8 protein-coding genes and 1 riboswitch are annotated in these 10,817 nt (G+C 75.5%); of the genes, 4 read left to right on the top strand and 4 right to left on the bottom strand.

The window, feature by feature from the left end:
- Window positions 1-399: 399 nt before the first annotated feature.
- Window positions 400-1,353, bottom strand: a complete 954-nt coding sequence (locus AB0D49_RS00105; RefSeq protein WP_362749264.1) for a helix-turn-helix domain-containing protein — start codon at window positions 1,351-1,353, stop codon at window positions 400-402.
- 198 nt (window positions 1,354-1,551) lie between these two features.
- Between AB0D49_RS00105 and AB0D49_RS00100 the strand changes: the two genes are divergently transcribed.
- From AB0D49_RS00100 to lysA, 3 genes are all read left to right on the top strand, one after another.
- Complete coding sequence (locus AB0D49_RS00100) at window positions 1,552-2,559, top strand: alpha/beta hydrolase (RefSeq protein WP_362748119.1); 1,008 nt, start codon at window positions 1,552-1,554, stop codon at window positions 2,557-2,559.
- A gap of 190 nt (window positions 2,560-2,749) precedes the next feature.
- Entirely contained in the window at window positions 2,750-3,127 is a 378-nt protein-coding gene (locus AB0D49_RS00095; protein ID WP_362748116.1) for an SAV_915 family protein, read from the top strand.
- A gap of 12 nt (window positions 3,128-3,139) precedes the next feature.
- The gene (lysA, locus tag AB0D49_RS00090) at window positions 3,140-4,471 is read left to right on the top strand and encodes a diaminopimelate decarboxylase (protein WP_362748113.1); all 1,332 of its coding nucleotides are present in this window, start codon (window positions 3,140-3,142) and stop codon (window positions 4,469-4,471) included.
- A 42-nt stretch (window positions 4,472-4,513) separates the two neighbouring features.
- On the opposite strand, the gene metE is transcribed toward lysA, so the two are convergent.
- From metE to AB0D49_RS00075, 3 genes are all read right to left on the bottom strand, one after another.
- Window positions 4,514-6,826: a 5-methyltetrahydropteroyltriglutamate--homocysteine S-methyltransferase gene (metE, locus tag AB0D49_RS00085; protein ID WP_362748110.1), complete on the bottom strand. Its 2,313-nt coding sequence runs from the start codon at window positions 6,824-6,826 to the stop codon at window positions 4,514-4,516.
- A gap of 182 nt (window positions 6,827-7,008) precedes the next feature.
- Window positions 7,009-7,197, bottom strand: a riboswitch (cobalamin riboswitch).
- A gap of 104 nt (window positions 7,198-7,301) precedes the next feature.
- A complete protein-coding gene (locus AB0D49_RS00080; protein ID WP_362748107.1) occupies window positions 7,302-7,868 on the bottom strand; it encodes a cupin domain-containing protein in 567 nt (188 codons plus the stop codon).
- A gap of 49 nt (window positions 7,869-7,917) precedes the next feature.
- A complete protein-coding gene (locus tag AB0D49_RS00075) occupies window positions 7,918-9,105 on the bottom strand; it encodes a type III polyketide synthase (protein WP_362748104.1) in 1,188 nt (395 codons plus the stop codon).
- A 654-nt stretch (window positions 9,106-9,759) separates the two neighbouring features.
- Between AB0D49_RS00075 and AB0D49_RS00070 the strand changes: the two genes are divergently transcribed.
- Complete coding sequence (locus AB0D49_RS00070) at window positions 9,760-10,608, top strand: NAD(P)H-binding protein (protein WP_362748102.1); 849 nt, start codon at window positions 9,760-9,762, stop codon at window positions 10,606-10,608.
- Window positions 10,609-10,817 lie beyond the last annotated feature (209 nt).

The raw sequence follows: 10,817 nt of genomic DNA, 5'->3' as shown, positions 1-10,817 counted from the left end.
GACGGAAGGCTCGCCCCGGCCGACGGCGGGACGCCTGTTCCGGCTGACAGGGGGACGCCCGTTCCGGCCGGTGACGGGACGCCGCCTGACCCAGTGACGGAAGGCCCGCCCCGGCCGACAGCGGGACGCCCGTTCCGGCTGACAGGGGGACGCCCGTTCCGGCCGGTGACGGGACGCCGCCTGACCCAGTGACGGAAGGCCCGCCCCGGCCGACAGCGGGACGCCTGCTCCGGCCGACAGTGGGACGCCTGCCCCGGTCGCCAGTGGGACGCCTGCTCAGGCCGACAGCGGGACGCCCGCTCCGGTCGGCGGCCGTGCGCCCGCCCCTTCCCTCTCCTGGCCGGGCGCCCGCGCCCGCCCCCGGCCAGCCGCCCCCCTCACCCCCCACCGCACATCACCTCACCCCCCACCCCCCGCCCGCACCCACTCCCGTGGCGACTGCCCATACACCCCCTTGAACGCCCGGCTGAAATGCGTGGGGCTGCGGAAGCCCCAGCTCTGGGCCACCGCCGAGACCGTCGCCACCGCCCGGCCCCGCCGGGCCAGTTCCCGCGCGCACTCCTCCACCCGCCGCCGCTGGATCAGCCGCCGCACGGTGGTGTCCTCGTCCTCGAACACCCGGTGCAGATAGCGCACCGAGATCCCGTGCGCCCGCGCGATCCGCCCCGGGTCGAGGTCGGCGTCCCGTACATGGGCGTCGATGTACCGCCGTACCGCCGCCACCGTGTGCTCCCGGGCCGTGCGGCCGTCGTGCCCGCCCTCGGCCCGCGCGACCTCGTCGATCAGCGTCGCCACCAGATCGGCGACCGTCCCCCCGAGCCGCTCCCCGACCTCCGCGGGCCCCGCCCCGCCGGAGCCCGCCGCCAGCCCCCCGGCGAACGGCGCCAGCACCGCCGCGACGCCAGCCGCACCGGGGATCGCCCGCCCCGTGACCCGTCCGCTCCAGCCGTCGGAGGCGCCCAGCGCCTGCTGCGGCAGCCGGACCAGCCGGACCGCCGACCGTTGCCGCTGCTCCACCACGAACGGCCGCCGCAGATCCAGCAGCGCCAGCTCGCCCGGCCCGACCAGCGCGCCCCGCCCGTCCTGGCGTACCGCGCTCGCCCCGCTCACCTGGGCGAGCAGCGCCAGCCGGTGGCCGGGCGCCGCCGCGACCAGCGGGGCGGTGCGGATCAGCCGCATTGGATCGGACTCCATCGACAGCACCCGCACATAGCCGAGTTCGACCACCCCGAGCCGCCCCGCGAACGACCGTCCCTGGACCGGTGACACCTCCACCGGCGCCAGCCAGCGCCGTACCGCGCCCCGCCACACCGCCGCCCGGCTCGCCTCCGGTATCCCCGCCGTACTGACCATGTGACGCACGCCCGCACCCCGCCCTCCGTCCCGGCACCCGCCCAGTGTGGGCGTCCGGGACCGCCGGACCGTACGTCAGATGACGGTGCGCGGGGGGTCATCGCCCGTGCGCGGACGACACACCGTCCCCGGCGTCCGCCCCTAGGGTCGGCGGGGCCCTCTCCTCGCGGCCCCGGCCGCCCCCGTGACGGAGCCGCCATGCCCCACGCCGACCCGTTCCCCGGAATCCCCGGAATCCCCGGACTCGCCGAACCGCCCGTGGTGCTGGAGCCCGCGGCCCGGCGCTTCGTCGAGCGCCACCACTGCCCCGCCGTACCGCCCGGCGCCGACCCGGACGCCGCCCGCGCCGCGCTGGCCCCGCTGCTGGACCGCGGCGGGCACGACGCCGACATCGGCGAGACCTGGCTCACCGTGCCCGCGCCGGGCCCCGGCCCGCTGCGGGTACGGCTGCTGCGGCCCGCTGACGGCGGCGGACCCCTGCCCGTCGTGCTGTTCCTGCACGGCCTGGGCTGGCTGCTGTCCGACGCCGACGCCCACTGGGGCCTGCTGCGCGATCTGGTGCTCGGCGCCGACGCCGCCGTCCTCGTCCCCGACTACGACCGGCCGCCCGCAGCCCGGCACCCGGTGGCCCTGCGGCAGTGCCGCGCCCTGCTGCGCTGGCTGGCCCGCGACGGCGCCCGGCACGGCCTCGACGGCGCCCGGGTCGCCGTCGTCGGCGTGTCCGCCGGAGCCAATCTCGCCGCCGCGCTCACCCTGCTCGCCCACCGCCACGGCGACCCCCGGCCGGTCCACCAGGTCCTGGTCTGCCCGGTCACCGACGCCGCCCTCGCCACCCCCTCCGCGCACCGCTTCGCCGACGGCCACTTCCTCGGCCGGGACGCCATGCGCACCTTCTGGGACCAGTACGTGCCCGACCCCGCCCGGCGCGCCGACCCCACCGCCGCCCCGCTGCGCGCCGCCCCCGCCGACCTCGCCGGACTGCCCCCGGCGCTGGTGCTGACCGCCGAGGCGGACGTCCTGCGCGACGAGGGCGAGGCGTACGCGGCGCTGCTGCGCGCCGCCGGGGTGCCGGTGGTCTCGGCGCGCTACCACGGCACCGTGCACGGCTTCGTGCTGTTCGACGCCCTGCGCCGCAGCCCCGCAGCCCGCGCCGCCCGCGCCCAGATCACGGACACCCTCAGCACGGCCCTGCACACCCCCGCCTGACGCCCGCGCGGCCCGCGTCAGCAACCCGTATACGTCCAGCCCCCGACCGTCAGCGTCCCGTCAGGGGCCACCCCGCCCCCCGCCCGGCCGGGCATAGCGTCATCGGTGGGCGCCCCGGACCGCCTCCCCGCGATCCCGGGGCGCCGGACGTGACACCCGACCGACCGAGCCCGGCCTCCAGGAGGCAGCCATGGCAGACATCCCGTGCGGCGACGATCCGGAACCCGGCGAACGCCTCCCGGACGGACCCCTGTACGTACCGGTCCGTCCGGGACCCTCCGGGTGCGCGACCCGGCTCTTCCGCACCCCGCTGGGCGACCGCACGGCCGTCGCCTTCACCTCCGCGCGGCGGCTGACCGCCACCCTCGGCGCCGGACAGCCGTGGATCCGGCTCGCCGCGCCCGCGCTGCGCGCCCTCGTCGCCCCGCTGGGCGTCACCTCCCTCACCGTCGACCCGCAGCTCTCCGCCCCGGCAGCCGCCCCGGTCGCCCGCACCGCCGTCCTGGTCCGCGCGCTCACCCCCGGACCGGCCGACGTGACCCACCGCGCCCGCGCCCACCGCGACTGAGGAGCCCGCACCATGACCACCCTCCACGACACCACCGCGGCCCCCGCCCTCGCCGACCGCTCCGTGTGGCCCGCGTCCACCACCGAACCCCGCCCCGGCGAGGTCGCCGTCGGCGGAGTCGCCCTCACCGAACTCGCCGACCGCTTCGGCACCCCCGTCTATGTGCTGGACGAGGCCGAGGTCCGCGACCGCTGCCGCACCTACACAGACGCCTTCCCGGACGCCGAGATCCTGTACGCCGCCAAGGCGTTCCTGTGCCGTGCCATGGCCCACTGGGTCGCCGAGGAGGGACTCGGCCTCGACGTCTGCTCCGCCGGGGAACTCGAACTGGCCGTCACCACCGGCTTCCCCGCCGACCGGATCGTGCTGCACGGCAACGCCAAGTCACCGCGCGACCTGGCGAGCGCGCTGCGGCTCGGCGTCGGACGGATCGTCATCGACAGCCCCTCCGAGATCGCCCGGCTGGCCGCCGCCGTGGGGCCCGGCGGACATCAGCGGGTCATGGTCCGGGTGGTGCCCGGGATCTCGGCGGGCGGCCACGACAAGATCCGCACCGGCACCGAGGACCAGAAGTTCGGGCTGTCCATCTCCGACGGATACGCCCAGCACGCCATCGCCCGCATCCTGGACCAGCCACAACTCGAACTCACCGGGCTGCACTGCCATCTCGGCTCGCAGATCACCAGCGTCAAGCCGTATCTCGCGGCCGTGCGCAGACTGGTGGGGCTGATGGCCCGGCTGCACCGGCAGCACGGCGTGATCCTGCCCGAACTCGACCTCGGCGGCGGCCACGGCATCGCCTACCGCCCCGGCGAACCCGCCCTCGACCTCACCGCGCTGGCCCGCCGGGTGCGCGCCGAACTCACCGGGGCGTGCGCGGCGGCGGGGCTGCCGGTGCCCCGGCTGCTCATCGAACCGGGCCGGGCCGTCGCGGGCCCCGCCGGGATCGCCCTCTACCGGGTCCTCGCCGTCAAACACACCGGCGCGCACACCTATGTGGCCGTCGACGGCGGCATGAGCGACAACCCGCGTCCGGCGCTGTACGGCGTGCGGTACGCGCCCCGGCTGATCGGCCGCGCGGGCGGCCCCCCGGCCCCGGTCACCGTGGTCGGCCGGCACTGCGAGGCGGGCGACGTGCTGGCCGCCGGCGCCGAACTCCCGGACGACGTCCGGCCGGGCGATCTGCTCGCGGTGCCGGTCGCGGGCGCCTACCACCTGTCGATGGCGTCCGGCTACAACCTGGTCGGCCGTCCGCCGGTCGCCGCGGTCACCGACGGCCGGGCCCGGCTGCTGGTCCGCCGGGAGTCCCTGGACGACATCCGCGCCCGGGACGTGGGCCTGTGACCGACGGGCCGGGGAGCGGAACTCCCCGGCCCCGCCCATGGATCAGGCCAGTTCCGAGCGGACCGTGCGGGCCGCTGCCACCAGGTGCTCCAGCGACGCCCGGGTCTCCGGCCAGCCACGGGTCTTCAGACCGCAGTCCGGGTTCACCCACAGCCGCTCCGCCGGGATCGCCTTCAGCCCGGTGCGCAGCAGCTCGGCCGCCTCATCGGCGCTCGGCACCCGCGGCGAGTGGATGTCGTAGACACCCGGTCCCGCCTCGCGCGGATAGCCGTGCGCGGCCAGCTCACGCGCCACCTGCATGTGCGAGCGGGCCGCCTCCAGGCTGATCACATCGGCGTCGAGGTCGTCGATCGCCCGCACGATGTCACCGAACTCGGCGTAGCACATGTGCGTATGGATCTGCGTGTCCGGCCGCACCCCGGCGGTGGACAGCCGGAACGCCTCCGTCGCCCACGCCAGATAGGCGGCGTGGTCGGCGGCGCGCAGCGGCAGCGTCTCGCGCAGCGCGGGCTCGTCCACCTGGATGACCGAGGTACCGGCCGCCTCCAGGTCGGCCACCTCGTCGCGCAGGGCGAGCGCCACCTGCCGTGCGGTGTCCCCGAGCGGCTGGTCGTCCCGGACGAACGACCAGGCCAGCATGGTCACCGGCCCGGTCAACATGCCCTTGACCGGCCGGTCGGTGAGCGACTGCGCGTATGTCGTCCAGCGCACGGTCATCGGCTCCGGGCGGGAGATGTCCCCGGCCAGGATCGGCGGCCGGACGTACCGGGTGCCGTACGACTGGACCCAGCCGTGCTGGGTGGCGAGATAGCCGGTGAGCTGCTCGGCGAAGTACTGGACCATGTCGTTGCGCTCGGGCTCGCCGTGCACCAGGACATCGAGACCGGCCTTCTCCTGGAACGTCAGCACGTCCCGGATCTCGCTCTTGATGCGGTCCTCGTACCCGGCGGTGTCGATCCGCCCGGCCCGCAGATCGGCGCGGGCCGTGCGCAGCGCGTCGGTCTGCGGGAAGGAGCCGATGGTGGTGGTCGGCAGCAGCGGCAGCCCGAGGTGGGCGCGCTGCGCCGCGGTCCGCTCGGCGTACGGCTGGGAGCGGCGGGCGTCGGCGTCCGTGACGGCGGCGGCACGGGCCCGCACCGCCGGGTCGCGGGTGATCGGCGAGCCCGCGCGGGACGCCAGGTCGGCCCGGTTGGCGGCCAGTTGGGCGGCGATGGCGTCGGTGCCCCCGGCGAGCCCCTTGGCCAGCGTGACGATCTCCGCGGTCTTCTGCCGGGCGAACGCCAGCCAGCGCCTGACCTGCGGTTCGATGTCCCGCTCCGGGGCGGTGTCCAGCGGCACATGGAGCAGCGAGCAGGACGCGGCCACGTCGACCCGGTCGGCGAGCCCCAGCAGGGTGCCCAGGGTGGACAGGGACCGGCTGAGGTCGTTGACCCAGATGTTGCGGCCGTTGACGACACCGGCCACCAGCCGCTTGCCGGGCAGCCCGCCGACCGCGGCGAGCGCGTCCAGGTTGGCGGCGGCGGACTCCGTGAAGTCCAGCGCGAGCCCCTCCACGGGCGCCTTCGCGAGCACCGGCAGCGCGTCCCCGAGCCGGTCGAAGTACGAGGCCACCAGCAGCTTCGGCCGGTCGGTGAGGGCACCGAGGTCACGGTAGGCGCGAGCGGCGGCGTTCAGCTCGGCCGGGGTGCGGTCCTGGACCAGGGCGGGCTCGTCCAGCTGGACCCACTCGGCACCGGCCGCCCGCAGATCGGCGAGCACCTCCGCGTACACCGGCAGCAGCCGGTCCAGCAGGGTCAGCGGATCGAAGTCGGCGGCCACGCCCGGCGCGGGCTTGGCCAGCAGCAGATACGTGACCGGGCCGACCAGCACCGGACGGGCGGTCAGCCCCAGCGCCAGCGCCTCGGCCAGTTCGGCGACCTGCATGGCGGAGTCGGCGGCGAAGACGGTGTCCGGGCCCAGCTCGGGCACCAGGTAGTGGTAGTTCGTGTCGAACCACTTCGTCATCTCCAGCGGCGCCACGTCCTGCGTGCCGCGCGCCATCGCGAAGTAGCCGTCCAGCGCGTCGGCGGCCACCGCCTCCCGGTGCCGGGCGGGGATCGCGCCGACCATCACACTCGTGTCCAGCACATGGTCGTAGTACGAGAAGTCACCGGTGGGGACCTCGGCGATGCCCGCCTCGGTGAGCCGGCGCCAGTTGGCGGAGCGCAGTTCGGCGGCGGTGGCGCGCAGCGCGTCGGCGGTGACGCGGCCCTTCCAGTAGCCCTCGATCGCCTTCTTCAGTTCCCGGTGCTGTCCCTGACGGGGGTAGCCGTACACGGTGGCCCGTGCTGCCGCGGCTGCGGACTTGCTGGTCACGGAGATCTCCTTCGCGAGATGAATCCCTGAGATCCCGGCGACGGGACGCGGACGCGAAGGGTGACGAGGCCGGGCGGTCCCGGTCCGCGCGCGGCATGGCACGGTCCTTGGCCTGGCTCTGTACGCCGACCCGCCCACGAGGTCACCGGAATGTCCGCGCACGGAGGTCCGCGCACGGGCAGTGGCAGGTCTTCGGACTCGCGGGCCCGTCCTGACGACGTCAGGACACCTACTGGCCGTCGCTTCCCAGGCCCGTTCTCCCGGACCCAGTGCGTATGACGGCGGTCGTTCCCACTCACCGCTGCGGGGCAGTCCCGGATTCCCACCGGGTTCCCTCTTACGACATCCCGCCTGGCGGACGGGACGAACCAGCTGCACCGGCCACCCTAACCGCTACCGCGCCATCGCGTACATGACGTCCCACCCGTGCCGTGTCCGGGGGAGCGGACACGGCACGGGAGCGTGACCGCCGTGCTCAGCGGGGTGCCGGGGCGGCGGGCGGTGCGTAGCGCAGCGGGGTGAGCTGCTGGACGTCGTAGCGCAGCCGCAGCGCGGCGATCGCCGCGTGATCGATCTCTCCTCCGTCCTCGCCCGCGCCGTCCAGCAGGGCGAGGAGTTCCTCGAAGTACCGCTCGTGCGCCGGGGGCGGGGCCGCCTGGAACAGCACCCGGGCGGGGTCCGGGCCGGTGTTGGCGAACGCGTGCGGACAGCCCGGCGGTACGAACAGCAGCGTGCCGGGGCCCGCCCGTACGGCCCGCTCACCGGCGGCGGACTCCCACTCCCGCCAGTGGTCCGGGGTCCGCACCAGCGGCTCGAACGCGAGCACCTCCAACTCGCCCTCGATGACGTAGAACAGCTCCTCGCTGTGCGTGTGGGTGTGGGCGCCCACATCGAAGCCGGGCGGGACGACGACCTCGAAGGTGGACGCCACGCGGGAGTGCTCGCCGGTCACCTTGAACGTGACCCGCTGGGCGGCGACCGCCACGGTCCGCCCCCGGCCGGGCGGCACGATCAGCGGCCCGGCGGACGCGCCCGCGGTCACCGGGTACGCGGCGGACGGCGGCGGACGGTCGGGTCCGGATCGGCCGCCGTCATACGGGGCCCTCCGTGGAGACCGCCGCCGTGTCGGTCGCGGGCGCCGGGGCCTGCGCGGGGACCCGTACCGGGGCGGCGCCCGCCGGATCGGCCCGCACGCCGGAACCGGCGCCCTGCTCGGCCGCGGGTTCCGGGCTGTCGGTGGTCCATCGGCCGAGGGAGATCTCGGCGGTGATGCCCGGCCCGAACCCGGCGATCATCCCCGACGCCCCCGGCGCGCAGCCGCCCTCCTCGAACAGCCGGCGCAGCGCGTCCAGGACGACCGCGCTCGCGATGTTCCCGTACTCGGCGAGCGTGGCCCGGCTGAAGCGGAACATCTCCGACGGCACCCCGAGATAGTGGCTGAGGTCGTCCAGGATGCGCGGCCCGCCCGCGTGGATCAGATAGAAGCTCTGCGCGCTGGCGTCCCGCCGGTACTGGGCGGCCAGCGAGGACAGCGCCGGGGCGAGCTGCTCCATGGTGCCGGGCACCCGGCGGTCCAGCATGAAGTGGAAGCCGGTGGGCCGCACCCGGTAGGCGATCCAGTCCTCGCTGTCCGGCACCAGATAGGAGCCGTTGGCCTCCAGCTCGATGCCGGTGCCGCCCATGCCGCGCACCACGGCGGCGGCCACCGCGTCGCCGAACAGGCCGTTGGAGAGCATGTTGCCCACCGTCAGATCGGTCGGCTGGTAGCACAGCGAGCAGAACTCGCAGGCCACGATGAGGGCGTTGGAGCCCGGGTGGGCCATGCAGAAGTCGTGCGCCCGGTTGATGGCCGCGCCGCCCGCCGCACAGCCGAGCTGGGCGATGGGGATCTGCCGGCAGTCGTACCGGAACCCCAGCGTGTTGATCATCCAGGCGGTCAGCGACGGCATCATGAAGCCCGTGCACGACACATAGATGATGACGTCGATGTCCCGCGCTCCGAGCCCGGCGTTCTTCAGGGCCCGCTCCACGACGTCCGGCACCCGCGCCTTGGCCTCCGCCTCGTACGTGGCGTTGCGTGCCTCTAATCCCGGGTGCCGGAGCGTACGGTCGAGCGGCTGCACGATATGGCGCTTGCGCACCCCGGTGTTGCCGATCAGCCGGAGCGCGAGCGGTAGTTGCTCGTGCCCGGCGTACAGCGAACGGGCCAGACCCAGGGTCTGTTCATGGGTGATCGTGTACTCGGGTACGGCGACCGCGGGGCGGCACAGAACAGGCATGGTTTCCCCCTTCAGAGATGATCCGCGTATGAGATCCGTCTCGGCAGACCGGTGCTTGCCCGGCATGTCCAAGGAACATGCGACAAGCACACTAAACGCACCCGATAGCGTGAGATGGGAGTGCGGGCGGCGGGGAAGGGGCGCGGAACCCCGCCCCGGACCGGGGCGCACGCCGGGGCACACGCTCCGCCCCGGCGGGCGGACGGCGGTGGGGCGGGATGGGGCGGCGAGGGGCGGGCGGAGGGGGCGCGGGCGGGTGACGGGGTGGGGCGCGTGGTCGCTGGTGAGGCGGCACGGCAGGTGGCGGGGTCCGTGACGGGGCGGCGGGATGTGGGGGCGGGGCGGGGTGTGGGGGCGGACCGGCGGCACACGGTCCCGTGGCGTGGCGTGGCTGGCGGCGCGGCCCGCGGGCGGTGGTGGAGCGGCAGGACGGTGAGGCGGCACGGCAGGTGGCGGGGTCCGTGACGGGGCGGCGGGATGTGGGCGCGAGGCGGGGTGTGGGGGCGGACCGGCGGCACACGGTCCCGTGGCGTGGCGGGCGGCACGGCCCGCGGTGGCGGGGGCGGGCGTGAGGTGGGGCCTTCGGGGGATCGCGGACCGGAGCTGACCGCAAGGGTTTCTAGCGTGGCGGGCAGTCGACCAAGGAGCCACTCCATGACCCACTCCATGACCCACTCCAAGACCGTTCTCGTCACCGGCGCCACCGGCACCGTGGGCCGCCATCTCGTCGCCCGGCTGCTCGCCACCGGGCACCCGGTACGGGCCCTGACCCGGGACCCCGCGACCGCCGAGCTGCCCCCGGGCGTCGAGGTGGCCGCCGGGAACCTCGGTGTCACCGCCACCCTCCCCGCCGCCTTCGCCGGGGTCGGCGCCGCCCATCTGATCAGCTTCGGCGACGGCTACGCCCCCCTCGACAACGCCCCCGGCATCGTCGCCGCGGCCGTCGCCGCCGGGGTGCGCCGGGTGACCGTGCTCAAGGGCGGCGCCGAGAAGACCCCGCTCGACGAGGCGCTCGCCGCGAGCCCGCTGGAGGTCACCGCGCTGGCGCCGGTGGAGTTCATGTCCAACACCCTGGAGTGGGCGCCGTCGGTCCGCAGCGAGGGCGTGGTCCGCGACGGCTTCCCCGGGATGCCCAGCTCCCTGGTGCACGAGGCCGACATCGCCGATGTCGCCGCGGCCGTGCTCACCGACCGGGAGAGCCATGACGGCGCCGAGTACTGGCTGACCGGGCCCGAGGCGCTGACCGCGCCCGAACGCACCGCCGTGCTCGCCGAAGTGCTCGGCCGGGACATCCGGTTCGTGGCGCTGAGCGAGGACGAGATGGTCGCCCGCTGGCGCGGCCAGGGCTTCGGGGACAGCGACATCGGCTTCTTCCTCGCCATGCGCACCGACCCGCCCGAGGCCGGGCGGACCGTCCTGCCCACCGTGCGGCGGCTCACCGGCCGCCCGGCCCGTGCCTTCGCCGACTGGGTGCGTGAGCACGCCGCCGCGTTCGGCGGCTGATCCGGGCCCACCCCGGCGCACGGGGGACCGACCGCGCGGCGCGGGCCCCGGTGCGGAGCGCCCGCTTCACGCCGTCCCCCGGCGCCCGGCCCCGCGCCCGCCGCACCCGCGCCGGACGGCCAAAAGCGCCGCGCGCACCGGCGGACACCCCGTCGGGCACCCGTCCTGACCTGTCGGTAAGCGCGCCCCGGGCGGGGCGGGAGCCGTAC

Source organism: Streptomyces sp. NPDC048290 (genome assembly GCF_040652095.1).
Classification (GTDB): domain Bacteria; phylum Actinomycetota; class Actinomycetes; order Streptomycetales; family Streptomycetaceae; genus Streptomyces.
Note: the sequence above shows the minus strand (reverse complement) of the source record. Positions and strands in the feature narration are given on the sequence as shown.

Bases quoted from the DNA above. Each gene is read 5' to 3' on its own strand.
- AB0D49_RS00105 (WP_362749264.1), bottom strand. From the start codon at position 1,353: ATGGTCAGTACGGCGGGGATACCGGAGGCGAGCCGGGCGGCGGTGTGG.
- AB0D49_RS00100 (WP_362748119.1), top strand. From the start codon at position 1,552: ATGCCCCACGCCGACCCGTTCCCCGGAATCCCCGGAATCCCCGGACTC.
- AB0D49_RS00095 (WP_362748116.1), top strand. From the start codon at position 2,750: ATGGCAGACATCCCGTGCGGCGACGATCCGGAACCCGGCGAACGCCTC.
- lysA (WP_362748113.1), top strand. From the start codon at position 3,140: ATGACCACCCTCCACGACACCACCGCGGCCCCCGCCCTCGCCGACCGC.
- AB0D49_RS00075 (WP_362748104.1), bottom strand. From the start codon at position 9,105: ATGCCTGTTCTGTGCCGCCCCGCGGTCGCCGTACCCGAGTACACGATC.
- AB0D49_RS00070 (WP_362748102.1), top strand. From the start codon at position 9,760: ATGACCCACTCCATGACCCACTCCAAGACCGTTCTCGTCACCGGCGCC.